The sequence below is a fragment of the Maritalea mobilis genome, from assembly GCF_004363175.1.
Classification (GTDB): Bacteria; Pseudomonadota; Alphaproteobacteria; order Rhizobiales; family Devosiaceae; genus Maritalea; species Maritalea mobilis.
This window is the reverse complement of the sequence record NZ_SNYR01000003.1, coordinates 680,064-698,880: the sequence shown is the minus strand read 5'-3', so window position 1 is coordinate 698,880 and position 18,817 is coordinate 680,064. Positions and strand designations below refer to the sequence as shown.

Annotated in this window: 20 protein-coding genes; 15 read left to right on the top strand and 5 right to left on the bottom strand. The window is 50.7% G+C overall.

Annotated features, from left to right (window positions below; translation table 11 throughout):
* The first annotated feature begins 82 nt into the window (after positions 1-82).
* Positions 83-1,120, top strand: coding sequence for a Leu/Phe/Val dehydrogenase (locus tag ATL17_RS16025; protein WP_133573817.1), 1,038 nt, complete (start codon positions 83-85; stop codon positions 1,118-1,120).
* A gap of 47 nt (positions 1,121-1,167) precedes the next feature.
* Here ATL17_RS16025 and mscL read toward each other — a convergent pair whose 3' ends face one another.
* Positions 1,168-1,593, bottom strand: coding sequence for a large conductance mechanosensitive channel protein MscL (gene mscL / locus ATL17_RS16020; RefSeq protein WP_133573816.1), 426 nt, complete (start codon positions 1,591-1,593; stop codon positions 1,168-1,170).
* Between the two features lie 235 nt (positions 1,594-1,828).
* On the opposite strand from mscL, the gene ATL17_RS16015 reads away from it, so the two are divergent.
* From ATL17_RS16015 to rpoN, 5 genes are all read left to right on the top strand, one after another.
* Positions 1,829-2,443, top strand: a complete 615-nt coding sequence (locus tag ATL17_RS16015) for a ribonuclease D (RefSeq protein ID WP_133573815.1) — start codon at positions 1,829-1,831, stop codon at positions 2,441-2,443.
* Between the two features lie 10 nt (positions 2,444-2,453).
* The gene (locus tag ATL17_RS16965) at positions 2,454-3,101 is read left to right on the top strand and encodes a hypothetical protein (protein ID WP_166639073.1); all 648 of its coding nucleotides are present in this window, start codon (positions 2,454-2,456) and stop codon (positions 3,099-3,101) included.
* Positions 3,091-3,579, top strand: coding sequence for an LptA/OstA family protein (locus ATL17_RS16010; protein WP_166639072.1), 489 nt, complete (start codon positions 3,091-3,093; stop codon positions 3,577-3,579). The genes ATL17_RS16965 and ATL17_RS16010 overlap by 11 nt, the downstream gene beginning before the upstream one ends.
* Entirely contained in the window at positions 3,569-4,333 is a 765-nt protein-coding gene (lptB, locus tag ATL17_RS16005; protein WP_133573813.1) for an LPS export ABC transporter ATP-binding protein, read from the top strand. Before ATL17_RS16010 ends, lptB begins: the two co-directional genes overlap by 11 nt.
* 349 nt (positions 4,334-4,682) lie before the next feature.
* On the top strand, positions 4,683-6,194 hold the full coding sequence (gene rpoN, locus ATL17_RS16000; RefSeq protein ID WP_133573812.1) for an RNA polymerase factor sigma-54: 1,512 nt from the start codon (positions 4,683-4,685) through the stop codon (positions 6,192-6,194).
* 10 nt (positions 6,195-6,204) lie between these two features.
* On the opposite strand, the gene ATL17_RS15995 is transcribed toward rpoN, so the two are convergent.
* A complete protein-coding gene (locus tag ATL17_RS15995) occupies positions 6,205-7,143 on the bottom strand; it encodes a glutaminase (protein ID WP_133573811.1) in 939 nt (312 codons plus the stop codon).
* Positions 7,144-7,540: 397 nt separating this feature from the next.
* Between ATL17_RS15995 and hpf the strand changes: the two genes are divergently transcribed.
* Positions 7,541-8,110, top strand: coding sequence for a ribosome hibernation-promoting factor, HPF/YfiA family (hpf, locus tag ATL17_RS15990; protein WP_133573810.1), 570 nt, complete (start codon positions 7,541-7,543; stop codon positions 8,108-8,110).
* Between the two features lie 40 nt (positions 8,111-8,150).
* Entirely contained in the window at positions 8,151-8,618 is a 468-nt protein-coding gene (locus ATL17_RS15985) for a PTS sugar transporter subunit IIA (protein ID WP_133573809.1), read from the top strand.
* A gap of 85 nt (positions 8,619-8,703) precedes the next feature.
* On the opposite strand, the gene ATL17_RS15980 is transcribed toward ATL17_RS15985, so the two are convergent.
* Together ATL17_RS15980 and ATL17_RS15975 are read right to left on the bottom strand one after the other, a co-directional pair.
* Positions 8,704-8,970: a DUF1150 family protein gene (locus ATL17_RS15980; RefSeq protein WP_133573808.1), complete on the bottom strand. Its 267-nt coding sequence runs from the start codon at positions 8,968-8,970 to the stop codon at positions 8,704-8,706.
* Between the two features lie 44 nt (positions 8,971-9,014).
* The gene (locus tag ATL17_RS15975) at positions 9,015-9,437 is read right to left on the bottom strand and encodes an Hsp20 family protein (protein ID WP_133573807.1); all 423 of its coding nucleotides are present in this window, start codon (positions 9,435-9,437) and stop codon (positions 9,015-9,017) included.
* A 219-nt stretch (positions 9,438-9,656) separates the two neighbouring features.
* Between ATL17_RS15975 and ATL17_RS15970 the strand changes: the two genes are divergently transcribed.
* From ATL17_RS15970 to ATL17_RS15945, 6 genes are all read left to right on the top strand, one after another.
* A complete protein-coding gene (locus tag ATL17_RS15970) occupies positions 9,657-10,502 on the top strand; it encodes a glycosyltransferase family 2 protein (RefSeq protein WP_133573806.1) in 846 nt (281 codons plus the stop codon).
* 160 nt (positions 10,503-10,662) lie between these two features.
* Entirely contained in the window at positions 10,663-12,258 is a 1,596-nt protein-coding gene (locus ATL17_RS15965; RefSeq protein ID WP_133573805.1) for an ABC transporter substrate-binding protein, read from the top strand.
* Positions 12,259-12,322: 64 nt separating this feature from the next.
* Positions 12,323-13,330: an ABC transporter permease subunit gene (locus ATL17_RS15960; protein ID WP_133573804.1), complete on the top strand. Its 1,008-nt coding sequence runs from the start codon at positions 12,323-12,325 to the stop codon at positions 13,328-13,330.
* An 11-nt stretch (positions 13,331-13,341) separates the two neighbouring features.
* A complete protein-coding gene (locus ATL17_RS15955; protein ID WP_133573803.1) occupies positions 13,342-14,268 on the top strand; it encodes an ABC transporter permease subunit in 927 nt (308 codons plus the stop codon).
* A 5-nt stretch (positions 14,269-14,273) separates the two neighbouring features.
* On the top strand, positions 14,274-15,128 hold the full coding sequence (locus tag ATL17_RS15950; RefSeq protein WP_133573802.1) for an ABC transporter ATP-binding protein: 855 nt from the start codon (positions 14,274-14,276) through the stop codon (positions 15,126-15,128).
* Positions 15,125-15,952, top strand: a complete 828-nt coding sequence (locus ATL17_RS15945; protein ID WP_133573801.1) for a dipeptide ABC transporter ATP-binding protein — start codon at positions 15,125-15,127, stop codon at positions 15,950-15,952. Before ATL17_RS15950 ends, ATL17_RS15945 begins: the two co-directional genes overlap by 4 nt.
* Positions 15,953-16,006: 54 nt before the next feature.
* On the opposite strand, the gene ATL17_RS15940 is transcribed toward ATL17_RS15945, so the two are convergent.
* The gene (locus tag ATL17_RS15940; RefSeq protein ID WP_166639071.1) at positions 16,007-17,251 is read right to left on the bottom strand and encodes an NAD(P)/FAD-dependent oxidoreductase; all 1,245 of its coding nucleotides are present in this window, start codon (positions 17,249-17,251) and stop codon (positions 16,007-16,009) included.
* An 89-nt stretch (positions 17,252-17,340) separates the two neighbouring features.
* On the opposite strand from ATL17_RS15940, the gene ATL17_RS15935 reads away from it, so the two are divergent.
* Complete coding sequence (locus tag ATL17_RS15935) at positions 17,341-18,807, top strand: protein adenylyltransferase SelO (protein WP_133573799.1); 1,467 nt, start codon at positions 17,341-17,343, stop codon at positions 18,805-18,807.
* Positions 18,808-18,817: the final 10 nt, after the last annotated feature.

Sequence of the window (18,817 nt, the reverse complement as noted above, 5' to 3'; positions counted from 1 at the left end):
GTGCGGCCCATTGACCTTTTGCGTAAAGAGGGGCCAAAACAGCTAAAAAAACCAAAAAACAAAACATCTCTGGGATAGATCAATGAAACTCACCAGCCTTGACGCGCCGGGTTATGAAAAGGTCGTTTATGCGGAGGACGAGGCCAGCGGCCTGAAATCCATTATTGCGGTGCACAGCACCAAATTGGGCCCAGCGGCAGGCGGGTGCCGCATGTTTGCCTACCCCGACATTGAAGCGGCGAAAACCGACGCGCTACGCCTCGCGCGGGGCATGACCTATAAAAATGCGGCCGCTTCGCTGCCGCTTGGTGGTGGCAAATCTGTAATCATTGCTGATCCGCACAAAGATAAAACGCCCGAATTGATGCAAGCCTTTGGCCGCTTTGTGGAAAGCTTTGACGGGATGTACACCACCGCCGAAGATGTGGGCATCAGCGTTGAGGACATTGAAGAAGCCGCCAAGTTCACCAGCTATGCAGCGGGACTAACCAAGGGTGAATATGCTTCTGGCGATCCTTCCCCCGTGACTGCACGTGGTGTGTATCTTTCTTGCATGGCCGCACTGAAACATGCATTTGGGCATGACCGTATTGAAGGCAAAACCGTTGCGTTGCAGGGTTTGGGCCATGTGGGCATGTATCTCGCCGGGCATTTGCACGAAGCAGGCGCGAGCCTTGTTGTGACCGACATTGATGCCCATGCAGTGGCGCAAGCGCGGCAAAAGTTTAGTGCCCGTTCCGTAGCACCAGATGATATTCATGATGTCGACGCCGACATTTTTGCCCCATGTGCCATGGGTGCAATTTTAAATGCCAACACCATCCCCCGCTTGAAGGCCAAGCTGGTTTGCGGCGCGGCCAACAACCAATTGGCGGATGATGCGGCGGGCGAAGCATTGTTGGAAAAAGGCATTGTTTATGCGCCGGACTATGTGGTCAATGGCGGTGGCATCATCAATGTTTCAGCCGAGATATTGAAAATCACCGATCAAAAATGGGTTGATCAAAAGGTGGAACAATTGGCGGTCACCACGGACAAGATTTTGACCAAGGCCAAGGCGCTAAACGCGTCGCCACATAAAGTGGCCGATCAATTTGTGGATGAGATTTTGGCGCAATAGCCAAATAAAAAGGGAGCCAACTGGCTCCCTTTCTTTTGAGATGCGGCTTATTTTTTAGCCAGCAAATCGCGAATTTCGGTCAACAAAGTTTCTTCCTTTGTTGGTGATGGTGGCGCAGAAGGCTTTTCTTCTTCCTTCCGGCGCAATGAGTTGATGCCCTTCACCACAAAGAACAGCACCCAAGCCACGATCAAAAACTTCACTACTGCATTGACGAACAAGCCAATATTCAATGTCGCCACGCCAAGCTCTTTCGCTTGCGCAACAGAAGCGATGGTTTCGCCGCCTGTATCAGACAACACGATAAACCAGTTTGAAAAGTCCAGGCCGCCCAGCACCAGACCGATCACCGGCATAAACACATCATCCACCAATGATGAAACGATAGCGCCAAAAGCTGCGCCAATGATCACACCGATTGCCAATTCAACCATATTACCTTTGATCGCAAAGGCCTTGAACTCTTTGAGCATTGTTTTCCCCTTATCAGCCCACAAATAAGTGCCGCATAGTGGTGATCTCTCGTCCCACCGACGACGGCCACAACTTTACTTTAAGAAACAATTAACCAAAGGCAAGTGAATTGTTTTGGGATGCCACGCATTTGAAGGCCACGGAAAAGTCGCAAAGAATTGTTCAAACAGCCTTTGCCTAAACGTGCTGGTGTGGCACAAGGGAATGAATTTTCAATAGACCAAGGCACTTTGCATGACCATTCGTTTGCATAAAGGGGATTTGCCCCACCTCAATGATTACGGAAAATCTGTTGCGATTGACACCGAAACCATGGGGCTGAACCCTATGCGTGATCGGCTGTGTGTGGTGCAGCTTTCCCCCGGCGATGGTACGGCAGATGTGGTGCAAATTGAGCAAGGCCAGACCGAAGCGCCAAATTTGCAAAAGCTTTTGGCAGACGAAAATGTGACCAAATTGTTCCATTTCGCCCGCTTCGATATTGCGGCCTTGCAAAACGCCTTTGGCACAGTGACCAAGCCCGTTTATTGCAGCAAAATCGCGTCAAAATTGGTGCGGACCTATACGGACCGCCATGGGCTGAAAGATTTGTGCCGCGAATTGATTGGCGTGGACCTTTCAAAGCAGCAACAAAGCTCTGACTGGGGATCAGATGATTTGACCAATGCACAGCTTGAATATGCGGCGAGCGATGTTTTGTATTTGCACGATTTGAAGCGGCATTTGGACCGGATGCTGAAGCGCGAAGGCCGCATGGAAATGGCACAAGCCTGTTTCGACTTTTTGCCGCACCGGGCCGAGCTGGACCTTAAAGGTTGGGCTGAAACCGACATTTTTGCGCATAGCTAAGGACTGAACGATGGCTGAGCTGACCGCCCCTTCCCACTTTGAGCAACTTTTTGCTCGTGTTGAGCGGCGGCGGCGCTTGGTCAAATTGCTGCGTTGGATTATTCCTGCTGTCGGCAGCGTCATTTTTCTTGCCCTCACGGTGCCGCTGCTGATCGACAGTTTGCTGCCCACCGCGCAATTTGAAGGCATTCGGCTGGAGCAGGACGAGCTGGTGGTCGACGCACCTCGTGCCACTGGTGTTTTGAGCGATGGCGGCACATATGAAATGACCGCCAAAAGCGCGACCACGAAGATCATCAATCAAGACATGATTGATTTGATCGACATGAAGGCAACGATGAATTTCGTTGATGGCGAAAATATTGTCGGCACGTCCGCAACGGGCACGTTTTCATTGAAAAGCAATATTTTGGCGCTCAACAGCCAAATCGATATTTTGTCGAGTCAAAATGACCAAGGTGAAATTGGCACCGGCATCGCTGATCTCGATGCCCAAATTTTTAATGGCTATGATGGTGTGGCCTTTAACTTTGCCAATGGCAGCACCTTACGCGCCGAAAATATGCATTATGATGGCGAAGGCCAATATTGGAAATTTGAGCGGGCCAGCCTTACCATTCCGCCCCAAACTGAACAGGCAAATGACGATGAGAACTAACGCGTTGTTCCGCGCCTTGGCGCTTGCATTATCCCTTTCGACATTGGGGGCAGCTAGCCAAGCCTTGGCTCAATCCAATGGCCCTGTGAACATTACGGGCGATGTGTTTGAGATTTTTGAAGCCAAGAAACAGGCTGTGTTTACAGGCAGTGTGGTGGTGACGCAGACAGACTTCACCCTTTATTCGCCCAAGGTCACCGCCTTTTACGGTGAAGGCGGCGCATCTGATTTAAAAAAGATTGATGCCGCCGGGCGGTTGACCCTGCATTTTGGCCCTAAAACCGCCAAAGCAGATTATGGCACATATGATCCCAAAACCGAGATTTTGCACCTGACGGGCAATGTGGAAGTGACCGAGGATGGTACGGTGGTAACGGGTGGTCAGTTGTTTGTAAACGTGACCGATAACAGCTCTCGCTTTGTGTCCGACCCCAATTCCAACAAGCGGGTGACGGGGACTTTTTCAAGTGGCAACTAACGCGTCCGCACAAAGCCAATCGCTTGACCCAACCGGATGGCTTGTGGCCCATTCGCTGGCCAAAAGCTATGGCAAGAAAGTTGTCATCCGCAATGTTTCTGTTGCGGTGAACCGGGGCGAGGCTGTGGGCCTTTTGGGGCCGAACGGCGCGGGCAAAACCACTGTATTTTCCATGATTATGGGCATCACGCCGCCCGATAGTGGCGAAGTGCTGTTGCATGGCAAACCGATCACCAAATTTCCACTTTTCCAGCGCGGACGGCTAGGGATGGGATATTTGCCGCAAGAGCCATCCATTTTTCGTGGTATGAGCGTGAAAAGCAATATTCTTGCCATTTTGGAAGGCCATGTGCGTGGGCGCAAAGCACAAGAAGAACGCCTTGATGAATTGCTGGAAGAGTTTTCCATCACTCATATTCGCGATTCCGATGCCTTAGCCCTTTCTGGCGGTGAACGCCGCCGCGTCGAGATTGCGCGCGCCCTGGCTGCCGATCCGCAATTTATGCTGTTGGATGAACCCTTTGCGGGCGTCGACCCCATTGCGGTGGGTGAAATTCGCCAATTGGTTGGCCAGCTCACGTCGCGTGGCATTGGTGTTTTGATCACCGACCATAATGTGCGCGAAACTTTAGGCTTGGTTGACCGCGCCTATATCATCCATGGCGGCCAAGTGATGATCCAAGGTCGCCCCGAAACCATCACCAATGACGAGCAAGCCCGTCGGGTTTATCTGGGCCAGGATTTTTCTTTGTAGTGAGTTTTTCTCACCGCCACCGGACGTACTTTTGTAGCGCTCATGCCGCGCTGGCTGGCCCCCGTCCCCGGCACCCCCGCCATTTTTTCCTGCCGCCACCGGACGCGTTGCGTCCGTCCCCGGCACCCCCGCCATTTTTTCCTGCCGCCACCGGACGCGTTGCGTCCGTCCCCGGTACCTTGGCAGTTTGGGCGTCGCACGTTAATCATACGATGGATATATTTTGGGAAATTACGACAATTGTTAAGATTGGCACGGATTTTGTATAGTGCGACTTGAATGTCTGGGCTCACCTATGGCATTTTGGCAAATGTAACTGGTTGATTTGCCCAAAGGAGCACTGATCGGCATGGCCATTGGCCCAAGATTGGACATTAGACAATCGCAGACACTTGCGCTGACCCCGCAATTGATGCAGTCGATCAAGCTGTTGCAGCTCTCGCACACTGAACTTTCGCAATTTGTTGAAGATGAATTGTTGCGCAATCCGCTGTTGGAGCGGGATGATAGTGGTGATGGCGACCCCGATGAGGGCGCGCGCGATGGCGATGCCACGCCCCGGCGGGAAGAATATGATATCGAAGTGTCCAGTCGCGCTGACAATTTAGGCAGCGCTGTTTCGGTGGCGGAGGATATGGACACAGATGTGGCCAATCTCTACCCCGAGCAGGTGGGGCAGGACAGTCTTTCCCAATCGCTCGCCTGGCCAGAAGGAAAGCACACAAGCGGCAGCCAAGATGGGGCCGATTTTGAGCAATTTGCTGCGGGCAGCAAAACCCTCAATGACCATTTGATTGAACAGATTTCGCTAATCCTCAAACATCCCGGCGACATGCTGATCGCCAGTGCGTTGATCGAAAATTTGAATGAAATGGGCTATGTGGATGCGCCTTTGGATCAGATTGCGGACCAGTTGGGCACCGAGCTTGGTCATGTCGAAGCTGTTCTTGAAGCCATTCAGGGCTGCGATCCGCTGGGCATTTTTGCGCGAGACTTGTCTGAATGTTTATCTATCCAATTGCGCGAGCGTGATCGGTTAGACCCAATGATGCAGGCCTTGCTGGCGAATTTGGATTTACTGGCAGCACACAAAATCACCGAACTGCAAAAGCTTATTGGTGCGGATGCGGAAGATTTGGGCGATATGCTTGCCGAAATTCGCCGTTTGGACCCACGCCCCGGCCGCGCATTTGAAGGCGGCAATGTGCAGGCGATTGTGCCCGACGTGTTTATCCGCCAAGGCAACAATAAAGAATGGGTGATTGAGCTGAACCAAGAGGTCCTGCCCAAAGTGTTGGTCAACCGCACCTATTTGGCCAGCGTGAGCGCCAGCGCCAAAAAGGGTGAAGACAAAACCTATTTGTCAGAATGTCTGCAAACCGCGAACTGGCTGACCAAAAGCCTTGATCAACGAGCGCAAACCATTTTGAAGGTGACCAAAGAAATTGCCCGACAACAGGACGGCTTTTTGCATCATGGCGTGTCGCACCTCAAGCCGATGACGTTGAAAATGGTCGCCGAAGAAATTGAGATGCATGAGAGCACCATTTCGCGAGTGACCAGCAATAAATATGTCAGCACGCCGCGGGGGCTTTTTGAACTGAAATATTTCTTCACCTCGGCCATCCACTCCGCCAGCGGCGCAGCAGACCATTCGGCAGAAGCGGTGAAATATCGGATCAAACAATTAATCGATGCGGAAGACCCGAAGAAAATTCTGTCTGACGACAAGATTGCCGCGATTTTAAACAAAGAGCAAAGCATGGATGTGGCGCGGCGCACCGTGGCCAAATATCGTGAAGCGATGGGCATTGCTTCTTCAGTGATGCGGCGGCGGCAAAAGCGGGAATTGGTGCGTTAAACAACGGGTTTTAAGAAAAGACCGTCCAATCCATCTGATTGGTCACATATTCCAGCATTTTTGTGCCGATATAGGAATTGCCATTGCGATCTAAGCCGGGTGACCACACGGCGATAGAAGCAATACCCGGCACAGCAGCCAAAATCATGCCGCTCACGCCCGATTTGGCGGGCAAGCCCACCCGATAGGCGAAATCGCCCGAACCATCATAATGGCCGCAGGTCAGCATGATCGCCGCAATCCGCCGCGCCCGTTTCATGGACACCATTTGCTGCCGGTTTGGCCCCAATGTGCCCGCGAACGCCAGAAAGCGGCCAGCGCGGGAGAGCTGAGCACAATCCATGGTGAGGGCACATTGATTGTAATAAACGCCCAGCGTGTGTTCGACCGGATTATGAAGATTGCCGCAGGAAGCCAGATAATGGGCGAGCGCGCGGTTGCGGTGACCTGTTTCTTCCTCTGAACGCGCCACTTTGCCATCAATAAAAATCTGATCGTCACCTGCAAGGCCTTGCACAAAGCGCACAATTTCACCCAAAGCTTCTTTGGGCTGATAGGTAGCCAAAATGGCGTCAGTCACTACAATCGCGCCCGCATTTACGAATGGATTGCGCGGAATGCCATTTTCATGTTCGAGCTGCAAGATCGAGTCAAAGGCAGAGCCCGATGGTTCTCGCCCCACCCGCGCCCATAAATTGTCGCCTAACGTGCCCAAACATAAAGCCAGGGTAAACACTTTTGAAATGGATTGAATGGTGTTGGGTTGCTGCCAATCGCCAGCGCCAATGGTTTCGCCATTGTCCAAGGTGATGGCGATGCCAGCCTTTTGTGGATCGGCCTTTGCCAGTTCGGGAATATATTGCGCAACTTTGCCCCGCTCTTCAGATTGATGCGCCAAGTGTATGGCGTCGTCCAACACGGTTTGCAGCTTTTTCAGATTTTGCGTCATATGGCTCCCTTTATTGTGCAACTTCAACAAATTAATGCTGGAACCACAACCCAGAAAGATGAGTTTTATCCCCTTGCAAGCACGATTTTTGAACACCACATAATCTAATGGATACGCAAGAAAGCCTTTGCCGGAAGGGCATGAAGATGTCAGAAATTTTGAAAGGAAATTTGGCGAACCAATCGGCCACAATTAACGGCATTTGCACGCAACGCACCAAATCAATATGGAGCGAATGTTAGTGCCTTTTTTCATCATTTGGAAGGGCTTGAGAGGCGATAATCCGTATTAGAGGTGATTGCATCGCACCGCGAAGCGGCGTTAAAATAATTGACAGAGGTCAATTCACCTCGGCGAAAACGCCCTTAATATAAGCAATAGAGAAAGGGGTATATATATGAGCCTACGTGTTTCTGGAAAAAATATGGATGTTGGCGATTCACTTCGCACAAAAGCGCATGACCATTTGGAGTCTGCGATCACCAAATATTTTGATGGTGGTTATGATGGTCATCTCACCCTTGAACATGAAGGTACCCGCTTCAATGCGGACGTGGTCGTTCACCTAGACACCGGCGTTGTTTTGCAAGCCGGGGCCGACGCTGGCGATGCCGTTTCTGCCTTTGAAGATGCTGCAGGGCATATTGAAAAGCGGTTGCGCCGCTATAAGCGCAAACTAAAGAATCACCGTCGTAATGCACAGACGGACAAGTTCAAAGCACAATCCTATATTCTTGCCTCACCTGAAAAAGAAGAGGAAGTTGAAGAAGACTTCAATCCGGCCATTATTGCGGAAACAACTGATAATCTTCACACAATGAGCGTTGGTGAAGCCGTTATGGAGCTGGATTTGGCGCAAAGCGACGTAATTGTTTTTAGACATGCTGGACATGGCGGCGTTAATGTGGTTTACCGTCGCGCTGATGGGAATGTTGGCTGGGTGGACCCAGCCCTTGAGAACAAGTAAGCGCTTGTCCCCTTCGTTGATCACAATGAAAGGCGCATAAATGGAAATCGCACAGATTCTGGCGAGCAAGGCCATCTTGCCTTGCGCGAAAGTCACGTGCAAACGCCAGCTTTTGCAGCTTGCTGCGGAGCAGGCCAGTGAGTTGGTGGGCATTGATGCCCACCAGATTTTTGAAACGCTGCAAGAACGTGAACAATTAGGCTCCACCGGTTTGGGCGAAGGCATTGCCATTCCACATGGCAAGCTGAAGGGCCTCGACGGTGTGCACTGCATTCTTATTCGGCTCGAGCATGGTATCGAGTTTGATGCGGTAGACGATAAGCCTGTTGATTTGGCTTTTGTGCTGTTGGCCCCACAAGGGTCAGGCGCGGACCATTTGAAAGCACTGTCGCGCATTGCTCGTTTGACCCGTACACCGGGCCTGATGGAGCGCTTGCGCCAGTTGAGCAGCACCAGTGATATTCATGAGTTTTTGACCCGCGAAGCGGAAGAAACAAACGCCGCATAAATATCTGCAGCGAACTGAACATTAAAAAAGCACATTCACAGGGAGGGACGTGAATGTGCTTTTTCTTTTCGGGGATTGGAAAATTCTAGTGGCGCAACGCCATATCCATGCCCGCTTCGTCTAGCCAATTGGCCAGTGACCGTTTGTCATCTGTGACCAAAAGCGGCGTGCCGTCGGCGCCAAAAAGGGCCTCAAACACTTGCGCCTCAGGCGCATTTTTCGCTTCTGGCAAAAATGCTTTCAATTCTTTGCCGGTCAAACGACGACGATAGACAATGTCCTCTCCGCCAAGTGCCAAGAATTCTTCAACGCTAAAGGGTGCGTTGGTCGGTGTTTTTTCGATATGTGCCATAAGACACCTCCTCAAAACGCATTACTATTTAGATACGCAGCCCGCTACTCAGCGGTTTTAATTTCGATGCGCCGTGCCACTTTTTCGACATTTGGGCGCACCAAAGCGATGTTCAAAAGACCATCTTTCAGCGCTGCACCTTCAACGCGCATGCCGTCTGCCAGCAAGAAGCTGCGTTGGAATTGGCGTGCGGCAATGCCACGGTGCAGAAATTCGCGGTTGGGGTCATCCTGCTGGCGGCCCCGAATGAGGAGTTGATTATCTTCCAGCGTGATTTCCAGCTCGTCTTGGGTGAAACCCGCAACGGCGACAGAGATGTGGAACTGTTCAGCCCCATCCTCATCGGAAATACGCTCAATATTATATGGGGGATATCCATCAGCCGCCTTTGCCAAGCGATCTAGGCGTTGCTCAATTTCATCAAAACCGAGCAGGAAGGGCGACGAGAAAAAAGACATTCTGGACATATTCATCCTTTCGCTTGCAGGCCGAACTTCGCGCCCGCATCTGTTCTTTTAAAGCAACATAGTTGGCCAAACCCAAAATGGCATTTGGCACCAGCTTGGTTTAAATATGGGCGTGACAATGTTTGAATTCAAGAGCGGCAAATAGAATTGACCCGAACAGCGTCGTTTCGCGTATAATCCATCTCATCATTGATTTGCCGTGCTTCAGCGAGTTGCTTTATGTCTCCCCTCATCTCCATTGTTATGCCCGCTTATCGCTGCGCCAACACACTGGCAGAAAGCGTGCAAAGCGCTATGGCGCAAACCTATGACAATTGGGAGCTGGTGATCAGCATTGATGATGGCGAGGATTATGCTGCGCTTTTGGCGGAGCATGATCTTACTGATAACCGTATCCGCTTTGTAAATACCGGGGGCATTGGTACTGGATCTTCCAATGCGCGCAATGTGGGCGTTGCTGCTGCGCGATCTAATTATATCGCAGTGTTAGATGCGGACGATCTTTTCACCGCAGATAAGCTGGAAATCGTCGTTCCTTATCTGAAGGAACATCCCCTTATCTCTACGGGACTACAAGTGACCGACAGCAAATTGGCACCATTGCGGCAAATCGGCGTGACCCAGGATCATCGTATTTTGCCTGCCGGGCGCTATAAATGGACGAATTTGTCCATGGACAGCATGATCCTTTATGACCGCGAACGTTTGCCCATTGAGTATGACAAAGACCAGCCTTGTTTGGTGGATTTGGATTTAATCCTCAAAGCCTTTTGCCACACCGATTATTGCTATCATATCGGCCAGCCGTTACACCTTTATCGCAAGCAAGCGATCTCCATCAGCAACGGCCCGGAAGCAACGGATAAGTTTGCCAAAATAAAGCGCATGCTGATCAAGCGTATCGAATCAAAATACTATGAATTTGCTGATTTTGAGAAAAGTGCGGCTGGATTTCTGCAATTTTTACAAACCTCTCTCGCCACTGAATTGCAGTTTACGCAACAATCTCATGACAATCCCGGCTTATTGTTTGAAGACTTGTTGGAATCAAGGTTAAGTCCTTGATCATTCAGACAAGATTCAGAGAAGAATTTACAAAAAGTAAGTCCCGTCAGACAATTTCAGCAAAATTTTTTTGATTTGCTGTTGCAACTCAAAGAAAAACCGTCTTTTCTCTCCTCTGCATGCACTAACTGCGTGCAATGATATTGGAGGGAACATTATCATGAAAAAATTCGGAAAGTTGCTGGCAGCAACAGCCCTTATGGGGTTGATGGCTGGTAGCGCTTACGCAAAAACACTAGTATACTGCTCTGAGGGTTCACCAGAAGGTTTTGACGTTGCACCATATACTGCTGGTACAACATTTGACGCGTCTTCTAAGCCGCTTTACAACCGCTTGGTTGAATTTAAGCGCGGTACTTCACAAGTACAGCCTGGTTTGGCTGAAAGCTGGGAAGTGTCTGAAGATGGTCTTGAGTACACTTTCAACTTGCGTAAAGGCGTGAAGTTCCACACAACGAGCTTCTTTACACCTACACGTGACTTTAACGCTGATGACGTGTTGTTCTCATTCAACCGTCAGCGTTTGGCTGACCACGCATGGTATGAATATGTACCAGGCATCTCATGGGAATACTTTAACGGTATGTCCATGCCAGACTTGATCAAGGACATTGAGAAAGTTGACGACTACACAGTTAAGTTTGTGTTGAACCGTCCTGAAGCACCAATGATTGCAAACCTTGCAATGGACTTTGCTTCAATTCTTTCTGCTGAATATGCTCAGCAACTTGAAGAAGCTGGTACAAAAGAATTGTTGAACCAAGAGCCTGTTGGCACTGGTCCATTCCAATTCGTTGCTTACCAAAAAGACGCTGTGATCCGCTATGCTGCACACGCAGACTACTGGAACGGCAAACAGCCTATCGATGACCTTGTGTTCGCGATTACAACAGACGCTGCTGTTCGCGCACAAAAGTTGAAGGCTGGTGAGTGTCACGTGGCACCATATCCAAACCCTGCTGACATTGAGAGCCTTGCCGCTGACGAAAATCTCGTCATGATGGAACAAGAAGGCCTGAACGTTGGCTACTTGGCCTACAACACTCAGATTGCACCATTTGACAATGCAAAAGTTCGTAAAGCATTGAACATGGCAATCAACAAGCAAGCTATCTTGGACGCCGTGTTCCAAGGTGCTGGCCAAGCTGCTAAGAATCCAATTCCACCTACCATGTGGTCTTACAACAACGCGATCGAAGACGATCCATATGATCCAGAAGCTGCTAAAGCTATGCTTGAAGCAGAAGGCGTTTCAGATCTTTCTATGGAAATCTGGGCGATGCCTGTTCAGCGTCCTTACAACCCGAACGCACGTCGGATGGCTGAAGTTATTCAGGCTGACTTTGCGAAAATCGGTGTAGACGTTCAGATCGTTTCTTATGAGTGGGGCGAATATTTGGCTCGCTCATCTGAGTTGGACCGTAAAGGTGCTGTGTTGCTTGGTTGGACAGGCGACAATGGTGACCCTGACAACTTCCTAGCGGTTCTTTTGGGCTGTGACGGCGTTGGTGGTTCAAACCGTGCTCAGTGGTGTAACGACGAGTTCCAAGCTTTGATTGAAGAAGCGAAGGTAACTTCAGACCAAGCAGAACGCACAAAGCTTTATGAAGAAGCGCAAGTTGTGTTCAAGCGTGAAGCACCATGGGCAACGATCGCACACTCAGTTGTATTCATGCCAATGTCTAAGAAAGTCCAAGGCTATGTCATGGACCCATTGGGCGGCCACTGGTTCGACGGTGTTGATCTTGCCGAGTAAGGCATAAAGGAAAAGGTTGATTGCAGGCGCCCCTTTGTGGCGCCTGCTTTCTTTTTATACGAACATGCTGAAATTTCTGCTCAACAAATTGGTACTTATTGTACCGACCTTTATCGGCATCACGATCGTAGCTTTTGGCTTTGTACGCGTGCTGCCGGGGGATCCGATTCTTTCCCTTGCGGGGGAACGAGGCGTCGATCCAGAACGCTATCAACAATTGCTGGTTCAGTTTGGTTTTGACCGCCCCATTTGGGAACAATATTTCACCTATGTGGTGGGCTTGTTCCAAGGTGATTTTGGCACGTCAATTGCGACCAAGCGTCCAGTGTTGAACGAGTTCATGGCGCTTTTTCCTGCAACGGTTGAACTGGCCACTTGTGCCATTATCTTTGCCACTTTGATTGGCATTCCAGCTGGCATCATCTCCGCCGTTAAACGCGGATCATGGTTCGACCAACTGACCATGGGCACTGCCCTTGCTGGTTATTCCATGCCGATCTTTTGGTGGGGCCTTTTGCTCATCATTCTGTTTTCCGGCACATTGGGGTGGACGCCTGTTTCAGGCCGCATCTCGCTTCTTTACTTCTTCCCGCAGGTCACCGGCTTTATGCTGATTGACAGTTTGCTTTCAGGTCAGGCGGGTGCTTTCCGGTCGGCGGTGTTGCATTTGATTTTGCCCACCATCGTTTTGGGTACCATTCCATTGGCGGTGATCGCACGGCAAACACGCTCTGCCATGTTGGAAGTTTTGGGTGAAGACTATGTGCGGACTGCGCGGGCTAAAGGCTTGGAGCAAGTTCAAGTGGTTGGCGTGCATGCATTGCGCAACGCACTTATTCCGGTGATCACCACCATCGGCTTGCAAGTTGGCGTGCTGCTTGGCGGTGCTATTTTGACCGAAACCATCTTCTCTTGGCCGGGTATTGGCAAGTGGATGCTGGATAGTATTTCACGGCGTGACTACCCATCCGTTCAAGGTGGGCTGGTTTTGATCGCGTTGATCGTCATGATGGTCAATCTTACGGTTGACGTGCTTTATGGCCTGATCAACCCACGCATTCGGCATCAGTAAGGAGAAGCGAAATGACTGATCCTACGTTGAAAAATATCGACCAAGATGTCGTTAAAGAAGAAGCCCGCAAAGCGCGTTGGTCTGTGCTCAATGAATTTTGGCACTATTTTAGCGCCAACAAAGGGGCCGTGATTGGCCTTTGCATTGTCGGCTTTATGATCTTGATGGCGGTTTTGGCGCCAGTGATCGCACCACATGATCCAAACTTGCAAAATCGGGATGCGTTTTTGACGCCACCTGTTTGGCAGGACGGTGGCAGCTGGACCTTTATTTTGGGCACCGATGCGGTGGGTCGTGATATTCTTTCACGCCTGATGCATGGTGCGCGGTTCTCGCTGTTTATTGGTGTGGTTGTTGTGACCATCTCTCTGATTGGTGGCATTATGATCGGCCTGATTGCGGGTTATTTCCGCGGCTGGGTTGATACACTGATCATGCGGGTGATGGACATCATCCTTGCCTTCCCTTCATTGCTGTTGGCCTTGGTGCTTGTAGCGATTTTGGGACCAGGCTTGGTGAATGCCATGATTGCGATTGCCATTGTGTTGCAGCCACACTTCGCGCGGTTGACCCGTGCGGCTGTGATGTCTGAATCCAACCGGGAATATGTGACCAGCGCTAAAGTGGCTGGTGCCGGGCATTTGCGCTTGATGTTTAAAACCATCTTGCCAAACTGTTTGGCCCCGCTGATCGTTCAAGCCACCTTGTCCTTCTCTACCGCTATTTTGGATGCGGCGGCGTTGGGCTTTTTGGGCATGGGCGCTCAACCCCCTACCCCTGAATGGGGCACCATGTTGGCGGAAGCACGTGAATTTGTGTTGCGCGCATGGTGGGTTGTCACCTTCCCAGGTCTTGCCATTCTGGTCACCGTTTTGGCGATCAATCTGGTGGGCGATGGATTGCGCGATGCGCTTGACCCGAAACTCAAGCGGAGCTGATCATTATGACCAATGTACTTCATATTGAAAATTTGACAGTGACGTTTGACACCGCTGACGGCCCGTTTAAGGCCGTTGATGGGGTGAACTTTAAGGTCGATCAAAATGACATTCTCGCCATTGTGGGCGAGAGTGGCTCTGGCAAATCTGTGTCAATGTTGGCTGTGATGGGTCTTTTGCCCAAAACCGCAACCATCACCGCAGATAAGATTGAATTTGAAGGGCGTGACATTAGCAATCTGAGTGATCGGGACCGTCGCCATATTATTGGCAAAGACATTTCCATGATCTTTCAGGAGCCAATTGCCAGCCTCAACCCCTGTTTCACAGTGGGCTTTCAAATTCATGAAATGTTGCGCACGCACACCAAGCTGAACAAAAAAGAGCGGGCAGCACGCGCGCTTGAATTGTTCAATCTGGTGGGCATTCCAGACCCGGAAAAGAAGCTGAAAAGTTTCCCACACCAATTGTCTGGGGGCCAGTGCCAACGGGTGATGATTGCTATGGCCATTTCATGTGATCCAAAGCTTTTGATCGCTGACGAGCCAACAACAGCGCTTGATGTGACCATTCAAAAACAGATCCTTGATTTGCTTTTGGATATTCAGGCCAAAACCAATATGGCGCTCATCATGATCACTCATGATATGGGCGTTGTGGCGGAAACGGCACATCGGGTTGTGGTGCAATATAAGGGCCAGCAAATGGAAGAAGCCAATGTGCTTGATCTGTTTGAGAACCCGCAAAATGCCTACACCAAAGCGTTGCTTTCAGCCTTGCCAGAACGTGCGGAAGGCGATCGCCTGCCTACCGTTTCTGACTTTGCTGAAACATTTGCAAAAGAGGAGGCAAGTCAATGAGCGAAGCTGTGATTAAAGCCACTGACATTTGCCGCGATTATGTCACCAAAGGCACCATGTTCAAAAAAGGCGATGTGGTGCGTGCCCTTAAAGGCGTCAGCTTTGAGCTGAAAAAAGGGGAAACCCTTGCGCTGGTGGGTGAAAGTGGCTGTGGCAAATCAACATTGGCCCGCATTTTAACGCTGATTGATGCGCAAACATCTGGTGATTTGGAAATTGATGGTCAAAAGATCGACATCAGCAAAAACTCACCAACCAGCGCGATGCGCCAGCATGTGCAAATCGTATTTCAAAACCCTTATGGCTCGCTAAACCCGCGCCAGAAGGTTGGCGAAATTCTTGAGGAGCCCTTGGTCATCAACACCGATATGCCCGCCAAAGAGCGGCGCGAATTGGCGATGGCTATGCTGCTCAAAGTGGGGCTGGATGCCGTGCATTATGGCCGCTATCCGCACATGTTCTCTGGCGGTCAACGCCAGCGGATTGCGATTGCGCGTGCCTTGATGTTGCGGCCAGATATTTTGGTTCTTGATGAGCCAGTATCTGCCCTCGATTTGTCCGTTCAAGCGCAAATCTTGAACCTGTTGGCGGATTTGCAGGACGAGTTCAATCTCTCCTACATCTTTATTTCCCACGATTTGTCTGTGGTGAAATATATCGCTGACCGGGTGATGGTGATGTATTTTGGTGAAATTGTTGAGCAAAATACGCGGGATGAAATCTTCAATAACCCGCAGCACGACTATACCAAAACTTTGTTGGCCGCCACGCCGCGCGCCAGCATCGACTCCATCAAAAAACGCTTGGGTGTGGACGCCGCATAGGTGGCCATTACATCATTAAGTTTGAAAGGGCGCTGCATTCGTACAGCGCCCTTTTTATTTGACTTCGCTTAAAATTTGCCGCGCCACGCGATCAGCGCTGCCTGCGCTGAGCACCCAGCCATACATGCCATGACCAGTGTTGATGTACGCATTTTTCTGCGTCAAACGGCCTATAACTGGCAGGCTGTTTGGTGTGAGTGGCCTGAAGCCCATCCAAGGGGATAGGTCACCTTCATCCAGCGCCACCAATGGAAAGCGCTCAAACAATTTTGCTTTAAACGTATTGAGGCGTCTTGCAGAGATGCCGCGTTGGTGGGGCACAAAATCAGCATAACCCGCATAGCGGATGCGATCGCCCAAACGTGTGACCACTGCCTTGTTTTCACTGTCCGTGATGGCCAAATCTGGCACGGCCTTGCCCATGGGGAGCGACAAGCTATAGCCAGCCATGGGGGCCAAGGGTAAGCTTTTACCCAGACGCGCACAAAGATCGACCGATTGCAGCCCGGCGCAAATGACAAAGGCATCCGCTTCGACGCGACCTTGGTCTGTGATGAGGTAGCGCATTTCTTGTTGGTCCATCACTACATCAAGCACTTTATGGTTGGGCAAAAACTCGCCGCTATTGGTTTCAATCAGATGGCGAAGCGCGGCGCGGGCGAATTTGCGTGCATCACCAACTGCATCGCCGGGGCTATATATGCCGCCTTTACAGCGGCCTTGAAACTGAATGAAGGTTGGCTCTTTGCGCACTACGCCTTCATGATCCAACACTTCAATCTCAGCACCCAGCTTCTTTTTCTGATCCGCCCACAATTGTGCGGCGGTGAAATTGGCGTTGGGTCCCAACAGGGTCACTTTGCCTGAAGTGCGATAGTCGAAATCGAAATCATAAGTGTCGAGCCACTCTTGAAACACGGCTTTTGAGGCAAGGCTTAATCGCAGATTGGCGAGGCTGTTTTTTTCAAACTGGCTGGTGCGAGCCTCGTTTAAAAAACGCAGTGCCCATGTAAAGTAGTCCTTCACCCATAGAGGGCTCAATTTGCCGCTGGGAGATTGTCCAGTGAGGATTTTGGGCATTAGCCCCATCAAGGCGGGTGAAGCCACTGCATCAACCGAGGTGAAGCTCAATTGCGCGGCATTTTGTGCGCTGGTCGCTGTGGCAGCATCGGGTGCCGCATCGATGATGATGGGATATGCACCCAGCTCTTTGAGCCGCAATGCGGTGGTGACCCCAACAATGCCCGCGCCAATGATAGCGACCTTTGGACCTGTTTGCGCAAATTGCTCCTGAGCCACGATTGGCCATCCTTTGGTAAAACTGCTAATAATCGCCACAAAAGTGCGCGATATTGCACGAAAATTCAAATCATTGTTGAACGGTTTTTATGGATATCCCCACCGCCCCTTTAGGCCAAAGCTTTGCCGCCCTGCCCAATCTGTTTTATGCGCCTGTTGCGCCCACCCCCGTGGCTGCACCAGCTTGGATTGGCTTTAACAGTAAATTGGCAAACGCGCTGAACTTGCACGAGGCATTTTGGCGTAGCGAAGAGGGCATGGCCATTTTATCCGGCAACAAAACCTCCCCGCACAGCCAACCAGTTGCCATGGCTTATGCCGGGCACCAGTTTGGCAATTGGGTGCCACAATTGGGAGATGGCCGGGCTCACATTTTGGGCGATGTGACCGGGCCAGACGGCCAAATTTATGATGTGCAGCTGAAAGGATCAGGGCCGACGCCCTTCTCCCGCAACGGCGATGGCCGGGCAGCGCTTGGGCCAGTTTTACGCGAATATGTGATGAGCGAAGCCATGCACTCTTTGGGCGCGCCCACCACTAGGGCACTGGCCGCCATCTCAACCGGCGAGCGAGTGCAACGGGAAACGGGGTTGCCCGGCGCGATTTTGACCCGCCTTGGCGCCAGCTTTGTGCGTGTTGGCACCTTCCAATATTTCATGGCGCGCGGCCAGCATGAGGCGCTTGCTCAATTGGCTGACTTTGTGATTGAGCGACACTACCCTGAATTGCGCGATGCTGAGCATAAATATGTCAAATTGCTGGAAGCGATTATTGCGCGGCAGGCTAAATTGATCGCCAAATGGCAATTGATCGGCTTTATCCATGGGGTGATGAATACGGACAATATGGCCGTTTCAGGCGAGACCATTGATTATGGTCCCTGCGCCTTTATGGATCATTATCATCCTGAAACTGTTTTTAGCTCGATTGATGAATTTGGCCGCTATGCCTATCACAATCAACCACGGATCGCCCGTTGGAATTTGGGTGTGCTTGCCCAGTGCTTTTTGCCGATTTTGCATGACAATGAAGATGCCGCTGTGCAGCTGGCACAAGATGCAATCAATGAATTTGCGCCGCAATATGACGATGCTTTTCAACGTGGCCTATGCGCCAAGATTGGATTGCCTTTCTCCGATGAGAATATGGCGATTGCTGTTGCGTTTTTGGATCTATTGCAAAAACACAATCTCGATTTCACCAATAGTTTCCGCGCTTTGGTTGATCTTGACCCAGCCGAGATTGAAACAAATGCCGAAAAGTTCGAAGGCGCTGGCTGGCGTGATTGGATGAGCAAATGGACCGCAGCGCATGCGGATGAAACCACTTTGCTTGCGGACCGACAGGAAATGATGCGACGCTCAAATCCACGCTTTATCCCCCGCAATCATTTGATGGAACGGATGATTGAAGAGGCGATGGAAGGAGATTTGAGCCTGTTCAACACGCTCAACAAAGTCTACCAGCACCCGTTTGACGATCAGCCAGAGTTTGAACAGTTTACTGCGCCGCCAAAAGATGAAGAGCGGGTGCTTCGCACTTTTTGCGGCACCTAATCTAGATCAA